Origin of the sequence: Rhizobium sp. CCGE 510 (genome assembly GCF_000292525.1) — a bacterium.
GTDB lineage: Bacteria > Pseudomonadota > Alphaproteobacteria > Rhizobiales > Rhizobiaceae > Rhizobium.
Window position 1 is genome coordinate 136859 of sequence record NZ_AEYF01000015.1, and the last position, 19478, is coordinate 156336.

General features: G+C 61.9%; 18 protein-coding genes. 15 read left to right on the forward strand and 3 right to left on the reverse strand.

From position 1 onward, the window contains the following. The first annotated feature begins 121 nt into the window (after positions 1–121). From glyA to hflX, 10 genes are all read left to right on the forward strand, one after another. Positions 122–1399 (forward strand): serine hydroxymethyltransferase, encoded by a 1278-nt coding sequence (glyA, locus tag RCCGE510_RS07705; RefSeq protein WP_007628725.1) that lies wholly within the window; start codon positions 122–124, stop codon positions 1397–1399. A 111-nt stretch (positions 1400–1510) separates the two neighbouring features. Further along, positions 1511–2407, forward strand: coding sequence for a bifunctional methylenetetrahydrofolate dehydrogenase/methenyltetrahydrofolate cyclohydrolase FolD (folD, locus tag RCCGE510_RS07710; protein ID WP_037078079.1), 897 nt, complete (start codon positions 1511–1513; stop codon positions 2405–2407). 22 nt (positions 2408–2429) lie between these two features. Continuing rightward, on the forward strand, positions 2430–3326 hold the full coding sequence (purU, locus tag RCCGE510_RS07715; RefSeq protein WP_007628727.1) for a formyltetrahydrofolate deformylase: 897 nt from the start codon (positions 2430–2432) through the stop codon (positions 3324–3326). A 43-nt stretch (positions 3327–3369) separates the two neighbouring features. Then, the gene (locus RCCGE510_RS07720; protein ID WP_007628729.1) at positions 3370–3627 is read left to right on the forward strand and encodes a hypothetical protein; all 258 of its coding nucleotides are present in this window, start codon (positions 3370–3372) and stop codon (positions 3625–3627) included. Between the two features lie 223 nt (positions 3628–3850). Next, the gene (locus RCCGE510_RS07725) at positions 3851–4777 is read left to right on the forward strand and encodes a helix-turn-helix transcriptional regulator (protein WP_007628731.1); all 927 of its coding nucleotides are present in this window, start codon (positions 3851–3853) and stop codon (positions 4775–4777) included. Between the two features lie 174 nt (positions 4778–4951). Then, on the forward strand, positions 4952–7222 hold the full coding sequence (locus tag RCCGE510_RS07730; RefSeq protein WP_007628732.1) for a PAS domain-containing sensor histidine kinase: 2271 nt from the start codon (positions 4952–4954) through the stop codon (positions 7220–7222). After that, entirely contained in the window at positions 7212–8576 is a 1365-nt protein-coding gene (locus RCCGE510_RS07735; protein WP_007628733.1) for a sigma-54 dependent transcriptional regulator, read from the forward strand. The genes RCCGE510_RS07730 and RCCGE510_RS07735 overlap by 11 nt, the downstream gene beginning before the upstream one ends. Positions 8577–8641: 65 nt before the next feature. Beyond that, positions 8642–9505, forward strand: coding sequence for a D-amino-acid transaminase (locus tag RCCGE510_RS07740; protein WP_007628734.1), 864 nt, complete (start codon positions 8642–8644; stop codon positions 9503–9505). 111 nt (positions 9506–9616) lie between these two features. After that, entirely contained in the window at positions 9617–9859 is a 243-nt protein-coding gene (hfq, locus tag RCCGE510_RS07745; protein WP_003539403.1) for an RNA chaperone Hfq, read from the forward strand. A gap of 77 nt (positions 9860–9936) precedes the next feature. Next, on the forward strand, positions 9937–11262 hold the full coding sequence (hflX, locus tag RCCGE510_RS07750; protein ID WP_007628735.1) for a GTPase HflX: 1326 nt from the start codon (positions 9937–9939) through the stop codon (positions 11260–11262). A gap of 179 nt (positions 11263–11441) precedes the next feature. Here the strand turns inward: hflX and mazG are convergent, their stop codons facing one another. Continuing rightward, positions 11442–12290 carry a nucleoside triphosphate pyrophosphohydrolase gene (gene mazG / locus RCCGE510_RS07755; protein ID WP_007628736.1) on the reverse strand — a complete coding sequence of 283 codons (849 nt, stop codon included), beginning with the start codon at positions 12288–12290 and terminating at the stop codon, positions 11442–11444. A gap of 6 nt (positions 12291–12296) precedes the next feature. After that, a complete protein-coding gene (locus tag RCCGE510_RS07760) occupies positions 12297–12884 on the reverse strand; it encodes a nucleoside deaminase (protein WP_007628737.1) in 588 nt (195 codons plus the stop codon). Positions 12885–13150: 266 nt separating this feature from the next. On the opposite strand from RCCGE510_RS07760, the gene cysG reads away from it, so the two are divergent. From cysG to RCCGE510_RS07785, 5 genes are read left to right on the forward strand one after another with little or no spacing between them, the layout of a single operon-like run. Beyond that, on the forward strand, positions 13151–14587 hold the full coding sequence (gene cysG / locus RCCGE510_RS07765; protein WP_007628738.1) for a siroheme synthase CysG: 1437 nt from the start codon (positions 13151–13153) through the stop codon (positions 14585–14587). Between the two features lie 2 nt (positions 14588–14589). Next, positions 14590–14904: a DUF2849 domain-containing protein gene (locus tag RCCGE510_RS07770; RefSeq protein ID WP_007628739.1), complete on the forward strand. Its 315-nt coding sequence runs from the start codon at positions 14590–14592 to the stop codon at positions 14902–14904. A gap of 8 nt (positions 14905–14912) precedes the next feature. Next, the gene (locus RCCGE510_RS07775; RefSeq protein ID WP_007628740.1) at positions 14913–16583 is read left to right on the forward strand and encodes a nitrite/sulfite reductase; all 1671 of its coding nucleotides are present in this window, start codon (positions 14913–14915) and stop codon (positions 16581–16583) included. A gap of 10 nt (positions 16584–16593) precedes the next feature. Next, on the forward strand, positions 16594–17106 hold the full coding sequence (locus RCCGE510_RS07780) for a DUF934 domain-containing protein (protein WP_007628741.1): 513 nt from the start codon (positions 16594–16596) through the stop codon (positions 17104–17106). 38 nt (positions 17107–17144) lie between these two features. Beyond that, positions 17145–18356, forward strand: a complete 1212-nt coding sequence (locus RCCGE510_RS07785; RefSeq protein WP_007628742.1) for a UbiH/UbiF family hydroxylase — start codon at positions 17145–17147, stop codon at positions 18354–18356. Here the strand turns inward: RCCGE510_RS07785 and RCCGE510_RS07790 are convergent. After that, positions 18324–19286 carry an AEC family transporter gene (locus tag RCCGE510_RS07790; RefSeq protein WP_007628751.1) on the reverse strand — a complete coding sequence of 321 codons (963 nt, stop codon included), beginning with the start codon at positions 19284–19286 and terminating at the stop codon, positions 18324–18326. The genes RCCGE510_RS07785 and RCCGE510_RS07790 overlap by 33 nt on opposite strands. Positions 19287–19478 lie beyond the last annotated feature (192 nt).

A 19478-nucleotide genomic window follows, 5' to 3' on the forward strand; every position in this document is an offset into this window, starting at 1 on the left:
CTCCTCACAGCTCCGTGGAATCATTAGCACGTCTGAACGTATAAGCAAATATTATTAACTTTTTCTGGTGTTTCGATCGATCTAGGTTCCCTTCACGAATTTCGAGGAATGGAGAGCTTAGATGACCGATGCTGCAAGGGTGCATTTCAACACCACCGTCCAGGAAGCTGATCCGCTCGTCGCCGATGCTCTCGCATCCGAGCGGGCCCGACAGCAGAACCAGATTGAACTCATCGCCTCGGAGAATATCGTCAGCCGCGCGGTTCTGGACGCTTTGGGGCACGAGATCACCAATAAGACGCTCGAAGGCTATCCCGGCAACCGTTTTCACGGTGGCGGACAGTTCGTCGACATTGCCGAGCAGGCCGCAATCGACCGCGCCAAGCAGCTGTTCAATTGCGGCTACGCCAACGTCCAGCCGCACTCGGGCACGCAGGCCAACCTTGCCGTCTTCTTTCTGCTTCTGAAGCCGGGCGAAAAAGTGCTTTCGCTGGACTTGGCGGCCGGCGGTCACCTGTCGCACGGCATGAAGGCGAACCTGTCGGGCCGCTGGTTTGATGCCAACAACTACAGCGTCAATCCGCAGAACGAGGTCATCGACCTTGATGAGATGGAACGTATCGCTGAAGAGATCCGCCCGAAGCTGCTGATCACCGGCGGCTCCGCATATCCGCGCGAACTCGATTTCGAGCGCATGTCGAAGATCGCAAAGAAGGTCGGTGCCCACTTCCTGGTGGATATGGCCCACATCGCCGGCCTCGTTGCCGGCGGCGTCCATCCTTCGCCGTTCCCGCATGCCGACATCGTGACGTGCACCACCACCAAGACGTTGCGCGGTCCGCGTGGCGGCCTGATCCTCACCAACAACGAGGAATGGTATAAGAAACTGCAAGCCGCAGTGTTTCCCGGCGTCCAGGGATCTCTGCACAGCAACGTCCTAGCCGCCAAGGCGATCTGCCTGGGCGAAGCTCTCCGCGACGACTTCAAGCTCTATGCCCGCCAGGTCGTTGAAAACGCGAAGGTTCTCGCCGAGACGCTTGCGGATCGGGGCGTTCGCATCGTTTCGGGCGGCACCGACACCCACATCATCCTGCTCGATCTGTCGAGCAAGGGACTGCTTGGCAAGCAGGCTGAAACGCTGCTCGCCAAGGCGAACATCACGTCCAACAAGAACCCGATCCCCGGCGACAGTCCCCGTCCTCCGGAATGGGTCGGCATGCGCCTCGGCTCCTCCGCTGCCACGACGCGCGGCCTGAAGGAAGATGAATTCCGGGTTCTCGGCCATGTCATTGCGGACCTCATCGACGCCGAAACAGAGGGCAAGACCGACGAGATCGTCGGAACTGCCAGGGCGAAGATCGCGGAACTGACCGAGAAATTCCCGGTCTACGGCCACTAAGGCCAACGTAACGCCGGAGGCAACAACGCCGCGCCGACGTCTCGAACGCGCGGCATTTCTTCTGGCAGATGCAACTTGCTGGTTCGAGCTTGGATGCAAATGGAGCACCCCATGGGAATGGATAGATTCACACGCGCCGCAAACATCGATGGCAAGGAGTACGCCGCAGGGCTCCTCGAGCGCATCAAGGCCGACGTCGAAACGCTGAAGGCGACGACATCAGCCGTTCCCGGTCTGGCCGTCGTCCTGGTCGGGGACGATCCGGCAAGCGCGATTTACGTTGCTTCAAAGCACCGTCAGACGGTTGCCGCCGGGATGAAGTCCTTCGAGTATCGACTTGCTGCGGAAACCGCGCAGGGCGAACTGATCGACCTCGTGCATCGTCTCAACAACGATCCGGAAGTGCATGGAATTCTTGTGCAGTTGCCATTGCCGGTGCATCTCGATCCGAACGCCGTGATCCAGGCCATCAATCCTGACAAGGATGTCGATGGCTTCCATGTGTCGAATGCCGGCCGCCTTGCAACCGGCAACCCGGCGCTCGTTCCTTGCACCCCTCTCGGCTGCATGATGCTCATCAAGGATACGCTCGGCGACTACCTCTCCGGCCTTCATGCCGTCATCGTCGGCAAGTCCAATATCGTTGGAAAACCGATGGCGCAGATGCTGATGAACGCCCACTGCACAGTCACGGTCGTTCATTCACAGACAAGGAACGCGGCAGAACTTTGCCGGTCGGCCGACATTCTAGTCGTCGCGGCCGGTAGAGCGGGCCTCGTTCGTGGTGACTGGATCAAGCCCGGCGCCGTCGTGATCGACGTCGGCATCAACCGGATCCAGGACGGCGAAAAATCGCGGATCGTCGGCGACGTTGCCTATGGCGAAGCCGGCCACGCGCGCGCCATCACGCCGGTGCCGGGCGGCGTCGGCCCGATGACGATCGCATGCCTGCTGTCCAACACGCTCACCGCATTCCGCCGCCATCACGCGATGATCACCGCGGCCTGAGACGACGAACAAGGATATAGAGATGACCATCACGGCCCCTCGCTACGCTCTGCGTGTCGCATGCCCGTCGATCCGCGGCGTGACGGCCGCCATCGCCAGCTTTCTCTCCCAGAACGGCTGCAACATCTCCGACAGCGCGCAATTCGACGATGCCGACACCGGACGCTATTTCATGCGGATCAGCTTCCAGCCGCATGACGGACATACGCTTGACCAGCTTCGTGAAGGCTTCGAACCGATCGCCGAGAAGTTCGAGGCGAACGCCGAATTTTTCGATGAAAGCGAAAAGAAGAAGGTGATCCTCATGGTGAGCCGCTTCGGACACTGCCTGAACGATCTCCTCTACCGCTGGCGCATCGGGGCGCTGCCGATCGATATCGTCGGCGTGATCTCGAACCACACGGACTACGAGCGGGTCGTGGTGAACCACGACATCCCGTTCCACTGCATCAAGGTTACGAAGGAAAACAAGCCGGAGGCAGAGGCAAGGCAGGTGCAGATCGTCGAGGACTCAGGCGCCGAACTCATCGTGCTGGCCCGCTACATGCAAGTCCTGTCCGACGACATGTGCCGCAAGATGTCCGGCAGGATCATCAACATCCACCATTCGTTCCTACCGAGTTTCAAGGGCGCGAATCCCTATAAGCAGGCCTTCGAACGGGGCGTGAAGCTCATCGGCGCGACGTCGCACTACGTGACGGCAGACCTCGATGAAGGCCCGATCATCGAGCAGGACATCGTCCGCGTCACCCATGCGCAGAGCGGCGAAGACTATGTCAGCCTCGGCCGCGACGTCGAAAGCCAGGCGCTGGCCCGAGCCATCCACGCCCACATCCATGGCCGGGTGTTCATCAACGGCAACAAGACTGTCGTCTTCCCTGCGTCACCCGGCTCCTACGCGTCGGAGCGCATGGGTTGATTGCCATGAAGATCGTGGCCTGGCGCGCTGGCATCGTCAGCCGGTGACGCAGGCGCCCGACAACAAGCAGATCATCAACTCGACCGATACGGCCAAAATGCTCTCCTCCGTCTGCACGGCAGTCAAGGCGAGCGGCATCACGATCTTCACCAACGGCTTCGAGGTGAGCGGCAACGCGACGACACAGATGACCAACTGCGCTACCAGCCCGGGCCACTACTATCCGGCCTCGGGATCGGGCCTGGGTGGTGCTTTCAAGTCAATCTCGACCTCGATCAAGAAGCTGAGGCAGACGCAATGACGCGACGATGACGCGAACCCTATCACAGGCGGTAGTTCTATTTTGGCTCCGCCTAATTTTTAGCGAGGTCATTCGAAATGTCACAAAATAATGCGTCCGAGTTTCGTCCGCGCTTTCAAGGTTCGGATTTCGATGAAATGGTCGATACCTTCAAACGGCATTTTGGCCCTTTCGATGCATCTCGCGGCGGCTCTGCGCGATCATTCAATTGGAAAGCCGACTATTGGAGCTATGGCCCAATGAGTTGCTCAGCGGGCAATACCATGGCAGCTGGCAGGTGCGCGCGGAGCCGGAAACAGCTGAATGGCTATCCATCCTCCTGCCCCGCGAGGGCGCCCTGGATATATCGCTAGGCCGAGATACACTCGAAGGAACGCCCGGTAAATTGGTTCTGGTCAACAATCAAGAGGTCGAGCGCTGTCTGGTGCGAGGAGCTCCGCATGAGTCGGATATATTGCGTTTGGATTGGGCCATCATTGCACAAGCGGTTGCCGGATTCGTCGACATTTCCCCGGCCGGTAGACTCGGACTAGCATCCATAATCGACCTTTCAAATGCCGACGGGCGGCTTATTGGCAGTCTGGCGCAAACGATCGTATCCGGCATGCGACACAATGGGCCATTGCTTCGCTCGCCCATCGCCATGTCGAATTTGAGCCATGCACTGGCCGATCTGGTCGTGCAGTCGGTCCCCCATCGGTTGTCACACCTCATTGGCAGGAAACCTTTCTTTATTGCACCTTGGCATGTTCGTGACGCCATCAACTTCATGCACGTCAATATGGCCCGTCCCATCACCATATCGATGGTGGCGGAAGCCGTCGGTATTTCCACTCGCTCACTCGAAACCGGCTTCCGCTCCTTCAGGGAAACAACACCTTCTGCCTTTCTGCGCACGATCCGCCTTCGCGCGGCGCGCGAAGATCTTCTCGACGCTTCAAATCCGGAATCGGTGAAAGACATATGCCTGAAATGGGGCTTCTTTCACTTAGGTCGCTTCTCCGCCGCCTATCGTGACGCCTATGGGGAAAAGCCGTCGGATACGAAAAGACGACAGGCAAGGAGTCAGCGGACGCCGCAAGGCGAGTGGCATGACAATATGCCTGGGCAACACGCCATTGTGTCGGTCCGAGGCCTTGGCGCGGCTTGACAATGTGGCGGGGTGCGTTGCATTTTCGCCACAATGCGTTGCTTAAAGGTCACGCAAGGGTTTTGGACATTTCGCTCCCGATCGAGTCGTTCCGGACGCTGGCTTTCTGAAGCCGGCGTTGTTTGGTTTCGATCAGCTGGCGAGGGCGGTGGGTGCCGTCTGAAGAGAGGCCGAATGACGCAGGATGGGGTATCGCCGGCAGCGGCGGGCGAGGCGGTGACCACGGTGACCGATCGCCGCGCCCTTTTTGCCGTGCCTGGCCTGGTGCTTGCCGGCGGCGCGCTTCTCTGCGCCACGGCGACGCTTTTCGTGCTGCTCGGCCTCACCCCGATCGCCCCGAGTTCGCATGTCGTCATCACCTCGGTGATCGTCAATTCCTTCTTTGTCCTGACGCTGCTGGCGTTGATCGCCCGTGAGGTGGCAAGGCTGCTCAAGGCCCGCACCCGGGGGCGGGCGGCTGCTCGCCTGCATATCCGCATCGTCGTGCTCTTCTCGATCGTCGCGATCACGCCGGCAATCCTCGTCGCCATCTTTGCCAGCATCACCCTGAATGCCGGCCTCGACCGCTGGTTTGCGCTGCGCACCCAGTCGATCGTCAGCTCGTCGCGCAATATCGGCCAGGCCTACATGATGGAAAACGCCAGCTACCTGCAGGGGCAGACGGTTTCCATGGCCAACGACCTGGAGCGCAACCGCGCGCTCTACACACTCGACCGGACGGGTTTTGCCGACCTGATGACGCGCCAGGCGAGGGGCCGCGGCCTGCTCGGCTCCTTCCTCGTCGAGCGCGACGGCTCGGTGATCGTCCAGGCCGACATCGCCACCGAAAAGCCGTTGCCGGCCATTCCGCAGGACGCGCTTGAGAAGGCCGCTGCCGGCCAGCCGACGCTGATCCCGCCCGGCGTCACCAACCTCGTCGGCGCCATCATCAAGCTCGATGCCATCCAGGGCACCTTCCTCTATACGGTGCGCGCCGTCGATCCCAAGGTCATGGGTGCCATGCGCATGATGGAGGAGAACGCCACCGAATACCGCTCGATGGAAGCCAACCGCTTCTCGCTGCAGATCGCCTTCGCCGTGCTCTATATCGGCTTCGCGCTGATCGTGCTGCTCGCGGCGATCTGGACTGCGATTGCCGTTGCCGACCGCATCGTCCGGCCGATCCGGCTCCTGATCACCGCGGCCGACAGCGTGGCATCGGGCAATATGGACATTGTCGTGCCGGTGCATGCCGTCGATGGCGACGTCGCCAATCTGTCGCGCACCTTCAACAAGATGATCTCGGAAATCCGCACCCAGCGCGATGAGATCCTCGAAGCCAAGGACGAGGTCGACGACCGCCGCCGCTTCATCGAAGCGGTGCTCTCGGGCGTCACTGCCGCCGTCATCGGCGTCGAGCAGGATCGCCGCATCGCCATCGTCAACAGTTCGGCCGAAACGCTGATGTCGCTGTCGGCCGACGAGATGCTCGGCAAGCAGCTGGTCGACATCGCGCCGGAGGTCGATCACGTGCTGACCGAGGCGGCATCGCGTCATCGCGGCGATTTCCGCAAGCAGATCGCGCTTGTGCGCGGTGGCACGGTCAGGACGCTGAGCGTCCAGGTCACCCGCGAGGAAGTGCGCGATCAGAGCGAATCCTACGTGATCACGCTCGACGACATCACCGACCTGGTCATCGCCCAGCGCTCGACCGCCTGGGGCGACGTCGCAAGACGCATCGCCCATGAGATCAAGAACCCGCTGACGCCGATCCAGCTTTCCGCCGAGCGCATACAGCGCCGTTACGGCAAGCAGATCGACCCCGGCGATCGAACCGTTTTCGACCAGTGCACCGATACGATCATCCGCCAGGTCGGCGATATCGGCCGCATGGTCGACGAATTCTCCGCCTTCGCCCGCATGCCGAAGCCGACCAAGGAGCCGAGCGACCTGCGCGATATCCTGCGCGACGCGATCTTCCTGCGCGAGATGGGCAATCATCACGTAAGCTTTGCTCAGGATTTCGGCGAGCAGCCGCTGGAGGGCCTGTTCGACAGCCGCATGCTCGGCCAGGCGTTCGGAAATCTGATCAAGAATGCCGTCGAAGCGATCGAGGCCGTTCCGAGCGACGAACGGGACGAACGCAAGATACTCGTCCGCGCCGCCCTCGACACCGGCCGCGACCGCTTCACCGTCGATGTCATCGACAATGGCCGGGGCCTGCCGGTGGAGAACCGCCACAGCATTCTGGAACCCTATATGACGATGCGTGAGAAGGGCACCGGCCTCGGCCTCGCCATCGTCAAGAAGATCATCGAGGACCATGGGGGGCAGCTCGAGCTGCATGATGCGCCCGCCGATTTTGACCGGGGAAGAGGAGCCATGATCCGCGTGCATCTGCCACGCCGGGATCCGACGCCTGCTTCTCCCGCAGCCAATGATAAGGAAAGCGTTTATGGCCTCTGATATTCTCGTCGTCGACGACGAGCACGATATTCGCGAGATCGTTTCCGGCATTCTCTCCGACGAGGGACACGAGACGCGCACGGCCCATGACAGCGACAGCGCGCTGGCGGCGATTTCCGATCGGGTGCCGCGGCTGATCTTCCTCGATATCTGGATGCAGGGCAGCAAGCTCGATGGTTTGTCGCTGCTCGACGAGATCAAGACCCGCCATCCGGAACTGCCCGTTGTCATGATCTCGGGCCATGGCAACATCGAGACCGCCGTCTCGGCGATCAAGCGCGGCGCCTTCGATTTCATCGAGAAGCCCTTCAAGGCCGACCGGCTGATCCTGATCGCCGAACGGGCGCTGGAGAATTCCAAGCTGAAGCGCGAGGTCTCCGAGTTGAAGCGTCGCACCGGCGACGCGCTGGAATTGATCGGCACCTCGGTCGCCGTGTCGCAGCTGCGCCAGACCATCGAGAAGGTCTCGCCGACCAACAGCCGCATCATGATCCTCGGCGCTTCCGGCTCCGGCAAGGAGCTGGTGGCGCGGATGATCCACAAGAAGTCGACCCGCGCCAACGGTCCCTTCGTGGCGATCAATGCTGCCAACATCACGCCCGATCGCATGGAAGTGGCGCTGTTCGGCACCGAGGGCACGCCCGGCCAGGCGCGCAAGATCGGCGCGCTCGAGGAAGCTCATCGCGGCATCCTCTATCTCGACGAAGTCGGCGAGATGCCGCGCGAGACGCAGAACAAGATCCTTCGCGTGCTGGTCGATCAGCAGTTCGAGCGCGTCGGCGGCTCCAAGCGCGTCAAGGTCGATGTCCGCATCATCTCCTCGACCGCCTATAATCTCGAGAGCCGCATCGCTGAGGGATGGTTCCGCGAGGATCTCTATCATCGCCTCGCCGTCGTGCCGGTGCGGGTGCCGGCTCTTGCCGAGCGGCGCGAAGATATTCCCTTCCTCGTCGACCAGCTGATGCGCCAGATTTCCGAGCAGGCAGGCATCCGTCCGCGCCGCATCGGCGACGATGCCATGGCGGTTCTGCAGGCGCATGACTGGCCGGGCAACATCCGCCAGCTGCGCAACAATATCGAGCGGCTGATGATCCTTGCCCGCACCGACGGGCCGGATGCGCCGATCACCGCCGACATGCTGCCGACCGATCTCGGCGACATGCTGCCGAAGGTCTCCGCCAAGAACGACTATCACATCATGACGCTGCCGCTGCGCGAAGCCCGCGAGATGTTCGAGAAGGATTACCTGATCGCCCAGATCAACCGCTTCGGCGGCAATATCTCGCGCACCGCGGAATTCGTCGGCATGGAGCGTTCGGCGCTGCACCGCAAGCTGAAGTCGCTCGGCGTCTGATTTTCTCCGGCGCGGCCTTTGCCGCGCCGCACCCTTTGTACCGCTTCCCGAAGACCAGGATTCCCATGCCGAGAATTGCCTATGTGAATGGCCGTTACGTCAAGCATTCCGATGCCAGTGTGCATATCGAGGATCGCGGTTATCAGTTTGCCGATGGCGTCTATGAGGTCTGCGAAGTGCGCCACGGCTATATCGTCGACCTCACCCGCCATCTGAACCGGCTCGACCGTTCGCTGGGTGAGCTCAGCATTGCCTCGCCGATGGGCCGGGCGGCGCTGACGCAGGTCATCCGCGAGACGCTGCGCCGCAACCACGTCCGCAATGGGATTTTCTATATGCAGGTGACGCGCGGCGTTGCGCGCCGCGACCATGTCTTTCCGGCCGAGGGAACGCCGCCTTCGCTTGTCATCACCGCCAAGAGCACAGATCCCAAAATCATCGCCGCCAAGAACGCCAACGGCATCAAGGCGATCACCGTTGTCGACAATCGCTGGGACCGCGTCGACATCAAATCTGTCGGTCTGCTGCCCAACGCCATGGCCCGCCAGCAGGCCAAGGAGGCCGGCGCCCAGGAAGCGATCTATGTCGACCGCGACGGCATGGTGAAGGAAGGGGCGGCGACCAATGTCTGGATCGTCGATTCGGAGGGAATGCTGGTGACGCGACCCGCCGAACACGGCATCCTGCGCGGCATTACCCGCACCACATTGATGGATGTCGCAGCCAGGCTGGGCCTGAACATCACCGAGCGGAAATTCTCGGTTTCCGAGATGCTCGCTGCCCGCGAGGTCTTCCTCACCGCAGCCACAAGTATTTGTTTTCCGGTCGTTTCCGTCGATGGCCAGGCCATTGCCAACGGCCATCCGGGCAGCGTCTCGCAGAAAATCCGCGAAGCCTTTTTCGACGTTGCGGAAAAGATTGCGATTTGATACCAAGATTTGCTGGACGGGTGGAATGAGGGTGCCACCGGTCTTTCGTGGTGAGGTTGATTGATACTCCACCGACCAACTCAGGTCGGCAATAAAGAAAGAAGCGGCGCGATGGCGGAACGTTCTCAGAATCTTCAGGATTTATTTCTCAATACTGTTCGCAAGCAAAAGATTTCCCTGACAATCTTTTTGATCAACGGCGTGAAACTCACGGGCGTTGTTACGTCTTTCGATAATTTCTGTGTTCTTCTTCGCCGTGACGGCCATTCGCAGCTGGTGTATAAGCATGCGATCTCGACGATCATGCCGGGCCAGCCCATGCAGATGTTCGAGAGCGAAGAAGCAGCGTCCTAACAGGATCAGCCGTCATTTCGACACGCGATACCAAGAACGATTCGATCATCCCTGAGGCCGCCAAGCACAGGGACGACATGCGCGCGACCGTCGTCGTGCCGGTGCTGAAATCGCGCAGCCGCGGCGGCCAGAGCGAATCGGCCTCGACCCGCACGCCGGAAAGCCGGCTCGAAGAGGCGACAGGGCTTGCCCAGGCGATCGACCTCGATGTCGTCACCGGCTCGATCGTCCCGGTCAATGATCCCAGACCAGCGACATTGCTCGGCACCGGCAAGATCGAGGAGATCAAGGCGCTGCTCAACGAGCGCGATTCCGGTCTCGTCATCGTCGATCATCCGCTGACGCCGGTGCAGCAGCGCAATCTCGAAAAGGAATGGAACGCCAAGGTCATCGACCGGACGGGCCTCATCCTCGAAATCTTCGGCCGCCGCGCTTCCACCAAGGAAGGCACGCTGCAGGTCGATCTCGCCCATCTGAATTACCAGAAGGGCAGGCTGGTTCGAAGCTGGACCCACCTTGAACGCCAGCGTGGCGGCGGCGGCTTCATGGGCGGCCCCGGCGAAACCCAGATCGAAGCCGACCGGCGGATGCTGCAGGACCGCATCATCAAGCTCGAGCGCGAGCTGGAGCAGGTCGTGCGCACCCGCCAGCTCCACCGCGCCAAGCGCCGCAAGGTGCCGCACCCGATCGTGGCGCTCGTCGGCTATACCAATGCCGGCAAGTCGACGCTGTTCAACCGCATCACCGGCGCCGGCGTGCTGGCTGAAGACATGCTCTTCGCCACGCTCGATCCCACACTTCGGCGCATGAAGCTGCCGCATGGCCGCACCGTCATCCTGTCCGACACCGTCGGTTTCATCTCCGACCTGCCGACCCATCTCGTCGCCGCCTTCCGGGCGACGCTGGAAGAGGTACTGGAAGCCGATCTCATCCTGCATGTCCGCGACATGGCCGATCCGGACAACCAGGTCCAGAGCTCCGACGTCATGCGCATCCTTGGTGATCTCGGCATCGACGAGGCCGAAGCCGAGAAGCGGCTGATCGAGGTTTGGAACAAGATCGACCGGCTGGAGCCCGCGGTGCACGACACCATGGTACAGAAGTCAGCCGGCGCCAGCAACGTCGTCGCGGTGTCTGCCGTCAGCGGCGAGGGCGTCGACACGCTGATGGACGAGATCAGCCGCAGGCTCTCCGGCGTGATGACCGAAGCGACCGTCCGGCTTCCTGTCGACAAACTGGCGCTGCTGCCCTGGCTCTACGACCATGCGATCGTCGATGCCCGCGAGGACAATGAGGACGGCTCGATCACGCTCGATCTGCGCCTGTCGGAAACCGAAGCCACCGAACTCGAACGCCGGATCGGCAACGGCCCGAAGTCTTCGAAGGAAGATTGGGAGCGGTGAGGTTGGCGAAGCCAGCCCCTCATCCGGCTGCCGCCACCTTCTCCCCGTAAACGGGGCGAAGGGGAAGCCGCAACCTCTCCATTCTCCGCAGACCTCTCGTAGGGCACGTCCCCTCTACCCGTTTACGGGGAGAGGGTTAGGGTGAGGGGCAACCATTTGCACGAACGGGCAGGCACAAATCACTCAGTCCCAGCCGTTACAGCTCGCTCAATCGCCTTCGCCGCCTGCCAGATCTCCTCCATCCGCTCCAGACTGGCCGCCTCCAGCGTCTCACCTTCTTTATCGAGAACCTGCTCGATATGACTGAACCGACGACGGAATTTCGTATTCGTCCCACGTAGCGCCTGTTCCGGATCGGTCTTCACGTGCCGGCCGATATTGACGACCGCGAAGATCAGGTCGCCAAGTTCGTCGCTGACCTTCGCGCGATCGCCTTCGCTTAATGCCACCCGCAATTCGCCGATCTCTTCCTCGATTTTGTCGAGAATCGGTTCCGGCGCCGACCAGTCGAAACCGACCTTGGCGGCACGTTCCTGCAGCTTCAGCGCTTCCGTCAAAGCGGGGAAACTCCGCTGCACCGAGCCGAGGAAGCCGCCGTTGAAATCCTCGGTGATCCCGCGCCTGGACGACCGGCGCTCTGCGCGCTCGCGTTTTTCCGCCTGCTTGATCTCGTCCCACTGGATCTTTACCGCGTCCGGCGTATCGGCCGCCGAGCGGGCAAAGACATGCGGGTGGCGGCGGATCATCTTGGTGGTGATCGCGTTGACGACGTCGCCGAAGGAGAATTCGCCGGCCTCCTCGGCCATGCGGGCGTGGAAGACCACCTGCAACAGCAGGTCGCCCAGTTCGTCGCAGAGGTCGTCCATATCGCCGCGCTCGATCGCGTCGGAGACCTCATAGGCCTCCTCGATCGTATAGGGCTTGATCGTCTCGAAATTCTGCTCGATGTCCCAGGGGCAGCCGGTTTCGGGGTGGCGCAGCGCCGCCATGATCTCGATCAGCCGTAAAATGTCTTTTGAAGGTTCCATGGTGCCTCAGTTGAGCGGAATATCGTTGGCGCTCTTCGACGACTGGTAGGTGGTGGAAAGCGCGTCGTAGCGCGCTTTGATGCGGGCGGTCTGAGACTGCAGCGCGGTCTTCAACTGAGCCTCTTCGGTCTCGACGAGATCGGCGATGGCAAAACTGTTCCAGAAGGCGTTCTGCCGGCGGTAACCGCCGGGTTCAAGCCCGAAGACCTCCTTCAGGATCTTCAGATCGTGGGGAATGGCGAAGGCATCGCGGGAATCCTGATGGCTGAAGAAATAGTAGAAATTGTCGAAGCCCGCCCAGGTGATCGCCGACATGCACATGGTGCAGGGTTCGTGGGTCGACAGAAAGATCAAATCCCTGGTCGCCGGCTTGTCGCCAAGCTCGTAGAAGCGCTTCAGCGCATGCACCTCACCGTGCCAGAGCGGATTGTCGAGCTCGTTGTTGGTCTCGGCAACGACGAGCGAAAGATCGGATTTGCGCAGGATCGCCGCGCCGAACACCTTGTTGCCGAGTGAAACGCCGCGCTCGGTCAGCGGCAGGATATCGTCTTCGACAACGGAAAGCAGGCGGGCGGCGATGGTTTTGTCAGGCATTGATCTCTCCGGTTTTCCCTCAGTCTATCGCCTCGGCGGCGCAAGTGAAATGCGCCAAACGCCGGTGGACGTCTTTTGTCACAGGCTTTACAATGCACTGCAGCAAACGTGCTCACATGTGCTGTTTCGGTCAGCATGGGTGACTTTTCTCAAATCACTGAGGCCACGAGCAAAACAATACGCGCATGCTTAGGCTTTCGAATTTCTGTTCCTTCAATCCCTTGTCGATCAAGGGCATATTCTGGCAACTTCGAAGTGGATTGATGATGTCTCCCAAGACTGAGCAGCTTTCGGTATTTCCAGCCTTCTTTCGCGTGGAAGGCCAGAAGACGGCTGTCTTCGGCAATGGCGACGAAGCTTTCGCCAAGGTGCGGCTGCTGCTCAACACACGGGCGCGGATCGTTGCCTATGCCGATCGGCCGGAGGCCGATTACCATGCCTTCCTGATCGGCAACCGCATCGAGACGGTGCGTGCCGGCTTTTCCGCCGAGCAGGTCGAGGGATCGGCACTCGTCTTCGCCGCCACCGGCAATGAGGCTGACGACCGCGAGATCGTCGATGCCGCCCGCACTGCCAGAATTCCGGCCAATGCCGTCGATCAGCCCGATTACTGCGATTTTTTCACGCCGGCGCTGGTTAATCGCGCGCCCGTCGCCGTTGCGATCGGCACCGAAGGGGCAGGGCCGGTTCTGGCGCAGATGATCCGGGCGCAGATCGACCAGCTTCTTTCCCCCTCGCTCGGCCGGCTTGCCGGCCTGGCGACAAGCTACCGCAAATCAGTCGAGCAATTGATTCCGCGTGGCGTTTCCCGCCGCGTCTTCTGGCGCCGCTTCTTCTCCGGCACCGTTGCCGATGCGATCGCCAATGGCAACCTGCCGCAGGCCCGCCATGCTGCCGACCGGCTGTTGGGCTCGATGGACAGGGTCGCCGGCCATGTCTGGCTGGTCGGTGCCGGTCCGGGTGCCGAGGATCTGCTGACGCTGCGCGCCCAGCGCGTGATGATGGAAGCCGACGTCATTGTCTATGATGCGCTCGTGCCACAGGCGATCGTCGATATGGGTCGCCGCGATGCCGAGCGGCTTTCGGTCGGCAAGCGCAAGGGCTGCCACTCGAAGTCGCAGGAAGAGATCAACGACCTCTTGGTCGACCTCGGCCGCCAGGGCAAGCGTGTCGTCCGCCTGAAATCCGGCGATCCGCTGGTCTATGGCCGGGCAGGCGAAGAGATGGCGGCAATGCGCGCTGCCGGCATCACCTATGAGGTCGTGCCCGGCATCACTTCGGCTTTCGCCGCCGCTGCGGATTTCGAACTGCCGCTGACGCTGCGCGGCGTTGCTTCCTCGCTGGTCTTCACCACCGGCCATGATTTGACCGGCGATGTGTTGCCAGATTGGGCAAGCCTTGCCGTCTCCGGCGCGACGATCGCCGTCTATATGGGCCGTACGGTTGCCGCCTCGGTTGCCGAGCGGCTGATGCAGGCCGGCATTCCCGCCGAGACCACCGTCGCCGTCATCGAGAATGCCAGCCGCACTGAGCGCCGCCTGCTGCATGGCACGCTCGCCGATCTGCCTGATCTGCAGCATCGAGACGAACTGACCGGTCCGGTCATGGTCATTATCGGCGATGCGGTCGCCGGCGCCAATTTCGAATTGTCCGAGCCGCTGGTGCGTGCGAACGCCCGGCTCGAGGAACTTGCAAGGAGCTGAACATGGTAGACAAGGTTCTGACGGCCAACCGGCTGACGGACGGCATTGCCGTCTGGCTGGATGCGAACGGGAAATGGTCCATCTCGCTGCAGGAGGCGCTTGTTGCCCGCCATAACGAAGCCGTCGAAGCGCTTGAGGTGATCGGCAAAAAATCCTATGCCGACAACGAAGTCGTTGACGTCGCCGTCGTCGAAGTTCAGGAAACCAACGGCATTCTCTGGCCGCTCCGCCTTCGCGAGCGCATCCGCGCGCAAGGCCCGACCATGGAATACGCACCGGGCTACGCTGTTGCCGATCCCGAATTCATTGCAGTCTGAGGAAGACGATGTACCGTTACGACGAATTTGACCATGCCTTTGTCAGCGAGCGCGTCGAGCAGTTTCGCGACCAGGTTCAGCGCCGCCTTTCCGGCGAACTTGCCGAGGATGCGTTCAAGCCGCTGCGCCTGATGAACGGCGTCTACCTGCAGCTCCACGCCTATATGCTGCGCATCGCCATTCCCTACGGCACGCTGAGCGCCCGCCAGCTGCGCATGCTCGCCCATATCGCCCGCACCTATGACCGCGGTTATGGGCATTTCACCACGCGCCAGAACCTGCAGTTCAACTGGCCGAAGCTGTCGGACATCCCCGATGCGCTCGCCGATCTCGCAAGCGTCGAGATGCATGCGCTGCAGACCTCGGGCAACTGCATCAGAAACGTCACCGCCGATCACTTTGCCGGTGCCGCCGCCGACGAGATCGCCGATCCGCGTCCCTATGCCGAAATCCTGCGCCAGTGGTCTTCGGTCCACCCGGAATTCTCCTTCCTGCCGCGCAAGTTCAAGATCGCCGTCACCGGCGCCGAGCGCGACCGCGCCGCGATCCAGGTCCATGATATCGGCCTGCACCTGAAGAAGAACGACAAGGGCGAAATCGGCTTTGCCGTTTATGTCGGCGGCGGCCAGGGCCGTACGCCGATGATCGCCAAGCTGATCCGCGACTTCCTGCCCGAAGAGGATCTGCTCTCCTACACCACGGCGATCGTGCGTGTGTACAATCTGCACGGCCGCCGCGATAACAAGTACAAGGCCCGCATCAAGATCCTCGTGCACGAAACCGGCGCCGAGGAACTGGCGCGCCAGGTGGAAGTCGAATTCGCCGCCCTGAAGGATACCGAGCTCAAGCTGCCGGAAAAGGACGTCGAGGCGATCGCCGGCTATTTCGCGCTGCCGGATCTGACTGAGCGTGCCGAAGGCTGGGAAAACCTCGCCCGCTGGAAGAAGGCCGATCCGGATTTTGCCCGCTGGGTCCAGCAGAATGTGCAGCCGCACAAGAACCCCGATTACGGCATGGTGACGATCTCGCTGAAGCCGATCGGCGGCATTCCGGGTGATGCCACCGACGCGCAGATGGATGCGATCGCCGATCTCGCCGAGGAATATGCCTTCGACGAAATCCGCGTCAGCCATGAGCAGAACCTGATCCTGCCGCATGTGGCACTTGCCGATCTCGAAGCCGTCTATCGCGGCCTCGTCGCCATCAATCTGGCCGAAGCCAATGCCGGCCTGATCACCGATATCATTGCCTGTCCCGGGCTGGACTACTGCGCGCTCGCCAATGCCCGCTCGATTCCGCTGGCGCAGGAAATCTCTCGCCGTTTCGGCAATGCCGAACGCCAGGCCGAGATCGGTGAGCTGAAGATCAAGATCTCCGGCTGCATCAATGCCTGCGGCCACCACCATGTCGGCCATATCGGCCTGCTCGGTGTCGAGAAGAAGGGTGCCGAACTCTACCAGATCACGCTCGGCGGTTCCGGCGACGAACATACCTCGATCGGCGAAATCATCGGCCGCGGCTTCGAGCCGGACAGGGTGACGGACGCGATCGAGACGATCGTCGACACCTATCTCGGCCTGCGCCTCGATCCGTCCGAGATCTTCCTTGCCGCCTACCGCCGCGTCGGGCCGCAGCCTTTCAAGGCTGCGCTCTACGGCGCAACCGCCGAAGCGGCATAAGGAGGCGATGATGACGAAGATCTGGAGAGAAACCGGTTTTGTCGAAAACGATCCCTGGGTGATCGAGACCGACGAGGTGAAGGCTTCAGGCGAGCAGAAGCCGCTGCTCGGCCTCGACGAGCTGATCGCCAAGGCCGACGAAAGCAACGATGTCGGCCTCGGCGTGCTGATCAAGCCAGCCGACGATGTGCGCCGGCTGGAGCCCTATCTCTATCGCCTCGAAATCGTCGCCGTCGCCTTTCCCGCCTTCAACGACGGCCGCGCCTTCAGCCATGCCTCGCTGCTGCGCCAGCGCCTCGGCTACACCAACGAGCTGCGCGCCGTCGGCGACGTGCTGATCGACCAGGTGCCGCTGATGCTGCGCGTCGGTATCGACAGCTTTTCCGTCAGCAACGCCACGGCGCTGAAGCGGCTGGCCGAAAACCGTCTTCCCGCCATTCCCCATCATTATCAGCCGGCGGTGCGTGACGCCGAAGCCGGCAAGGGCTATAGTTGGCGCCGTCAGGCGAAGCCGGCCGCATAAGCGATCGGTCCGCTGACTTATGATGGCGGAACGGTAGCATGAAGACATTCGAATTGGCGGTGATCGGTGGCGGTCTCGCCGGCATGATTGCGGCAATCGCGCTTGGTCGCGGCGGCCGCAGTGTGGCGTTGGTGGCGCCCGTCGCGGCAAAAGAGGACCGGCGCACCACGGCGCTGATGGATCAGTCGATCCGCTTCCTCGACCGGCTGACACTGTGGGAAAAACTTCGCCCGGCAGCCACGCCTCTCACCAGCATGCGCATCGTCGATGGCACCGACCGGCTGCTGCGCGCGCCGACGACCACCTTTCGCGCCGCCGAAGTCGGCCTCGATGCCTTTGGCTATAATTTCCCCAACAAGGCGCTGATCGATGTTCTCGAAACAGCCGTGGCCGGTGAGGGCAATATCACCCGCTTCACCGATATGGCCGAATCGATCGCGATCTCAGCCGAGGCCGTGTCGATCACGCTGGCCGGCGGCGAAACGCTCACGGCCGATTTTGCCGTCGGCGCCGACGGCCGCGGCTCGAAGCTGCGCGAGACGGCTGGCATCGGCGTGCGCAACTGGTCCTATCCGCAATCGGCGATGGTGCTGAATTTCGCCCATTCGCTGCCGCACCAGAATATCTCCACCGAATTTCACACCAAACATGGCCCCTTCACCCAGGTGCCGCTGCCGCAGGGCCGTTCCAGCCTGGTCTGGGTGCAGGATCCCGCTGAAGCAGCAAAGCGCCTGGAATTGCCGCTGGCCGAACTCGGCGCCCTTGTCGAGGCGCGCATGCAATCGATGCTCGGCAAGGTAAGTGTGGAGGAGGGCGTCCAGGTCTGGCCGCTGTCCGGCATGATCGCCCACCGTTTCGGCAAGGGGCGCATCGCCCTGATCGGCGAGGCCGCCCATGTCTTCCCGCCGATCGGGGCGCAGGGGCTGAACCTCAGCCTGCGCGATATCATGGCGCTGGCCGAGATCCTTTGCGATCGGGCGGAGCTGCCGGTACCGGCCGATGCGGGCGAAAGCTTCGACCGCAAGCGCCGCGCCGATATCATGACGCGCACCGCCAGCGTCGATCTCCTCAACCGCTCGCTGCTCTCGGATTTCCTGCCGGTGCAGATGCTGCGCGCCGCCGGCCTGCATATCCTCTCGGCCATTCCGCCGCTGCGCAATATCGTCATGCGCGAGGGCATCGAGCCCGGCCGCGGCTTTCGCGATATTCCGGGTGCCCTACGGGAAAAGCTGAAGCGGAAGAAGGCCTGAGCGGATCACCATCAGCCAGAGCGAGACCGTCGCCACCGAAAGCACCGTCGTGATCAGGATCGTCGCCGAGGCGCGCTCCTGCCAGACGCCATATTGCTGGCCGATGACGAAGACGTTGGTCGCCGTCGGCAGGCAGGCGAGCAGCACCGCGGCCTGGATCCACACCGGCTCGAAACCGCCGATCGCTGTCAGCGCCAGGAAAACCACGATTGGATGCAGGATCAGCTTCGCCGGCACGATGTAGCCGATCTCAGCCGGAACCCGTTTCAGCGGCCGCAGCGCCAGCGTCACGCCCATGGCAAACAGTGCGCAGGGCGCGGCTGCCTGGGCGAGGTAATCGACGAGGCGCTGAAACGCCAGCGGCTGGTCGATGTGCAGGGCCGCTACCGCAAAGCCTGCCGCCGTCGACAGGATGAAAGGATGCAGCGCCACCTTCCGGGCGATGTCGGCGGTAAGCCGCCCGGCCGAACGCTTGTCGTCGCCGGCCGCCGCCATCAGCGCCGGCGCCACGATGAAATGCAGCGCATTCTCGAAGCAGATGATCAGCGCCACCGGCACCGCGGCCCGATCGCCGAGTGCCAAGAGCGCCAGGCCCGGCCCCATATAGCCGATATTGCCATAGGCGCCGGCAAAGCACTGGATGGTGCAGTCGGCAAGCGAATTGCCGCGCACGAGACGGCCGATGGCAAACAGCAGGATGAACACCGAATAGGTAGCGGCAATATCGGTGACGATGAAATCGATCCGTGTCAGCTCTTCGATCGGCGTGCGCGAAACCAGCTTGAAGAACAGGGCAGGCAGGGCGGCATAGATGATGAAGGTGTTCAGCCATCCCAGCGCTTCGGCCGGCTGCTTCGTCGCCTTGGCGGCGGCATAGCCGATCAGGATCAGGCCGAAAAACGGCAGTAGCAGGCTGACGATATCGGCCAAGGGATCTTCCAGCGGGCGGGAATCGGCGGGTCAGGATCTGACTTAGCGCAATTCCAGCAAAACTGTGTAGCGCTTTAATGTATGGCGCCCGGAAGCGTGCAGCGGGCTCCTCGTATCGACGCGACGCGCCTTGAGCGTCCGGATTTGCGCGAATCGATAGAGCGTTTTCGCCCATTCGAAGAAAGACGAAAA

Coding starts and splice junctions, on each gene's coding strand:
- glyA (WP_007628725.1), top strand. CDS start 122: ATGACCGATGCTGCAAGGGTGCATTTCAACACCACCGTCCAGGAAGCT.
- folD (WP_037078079.1), top strand. CDS start 1,511: ATGGGAATGGATAGATTCACACGCGCCGCAAACATCGATGGCAAGGAG.
- purU (WP_007628727.1), top strand. CDS start 2,430: ATGACCATCACGGCCCCTCGCTACGCTCTGCGTGTCGCATGCCCGTCG.
- RCCGE510_RS07730 (WP_007628732.1), top strand. CDS start 4,952: ATGACGCAGGATGGGGTATCGCCGGCAGCGGCGGGCGAGGCGGTGACC.
- RCCGE510_RS07735 (WP_007628733.1), top strand. CDS start 7,212: ATGGCCTCTGATATTCTCGTCGTCGACGACGAGCACGATATTCGCGAG.
- RCCGE510_RS07740 (WP_007628734.1), top strand. CDS start 8,642: ATGCCGAGAATTGCCTATGTGAATGGCCGTTACGTCAAGCATTCCGAT.
- hfq (WP_003539403.1), top strand. CDS start 9,617: ATGGCGGAACGTTCTCAGAATCTTCAGGATTTATTTCTCAATACTGTT.
- hflX (WP_007628735.1), top strand. CDS start 9,937: ATGCGCGCGACCGTCGTCGTGCCGGTGCTGAAATCGCGCAGCCGCGGC.
- mazG (WP_007628736.1), bottom strand. CDS start 12,290: ATGGAACCTTCAAAAGACATTTTACGGCTGATCGAGATCATGGCGGCG.
- RCCGE510_RS07760 (WP_007628737.1), bottom strand. CDS start 12,884: ATGCCTGACAAAACCATCGCCGCCCGCCTGCTTTCCGTTGTCGAAGAC.
- cysG (WP_007628738.1), top strand. CDS start 13,151: ATGTCTCCCAAGACTGAGCAGCTTTCGGTATTTCCAGCCTTCTTTCGC.
- RCCGE510_RS07770 (WP_007628739.1), top strand. CDS start 14,590: ATGGTAGACAAGGTTCTGACGGCCAACCGGCTGACGGACGGCATTGCC.
- RCCGE510_RS07775 (WP_007628740.1), top strand. CDS start 14,913: ATGTACCGTTACGACGAATTTGACCATGCCTTTGTCAGCGAGCGCGTC.
- RCCGE510_RS07780 (WP_007628741.1), top strand. CDS start 16,594: ATGACGAAGATCTGGAGAGAAACCGGTTTTGTCGAAAACGATCCCTGG.
- RCCGE510_RS07785 (WP_007628742.1), top strand. CDS start 17,145: ATGAAGACATTCGAATTGGCGGTGATCGGTGGCGGTCTCGCCGGCATG.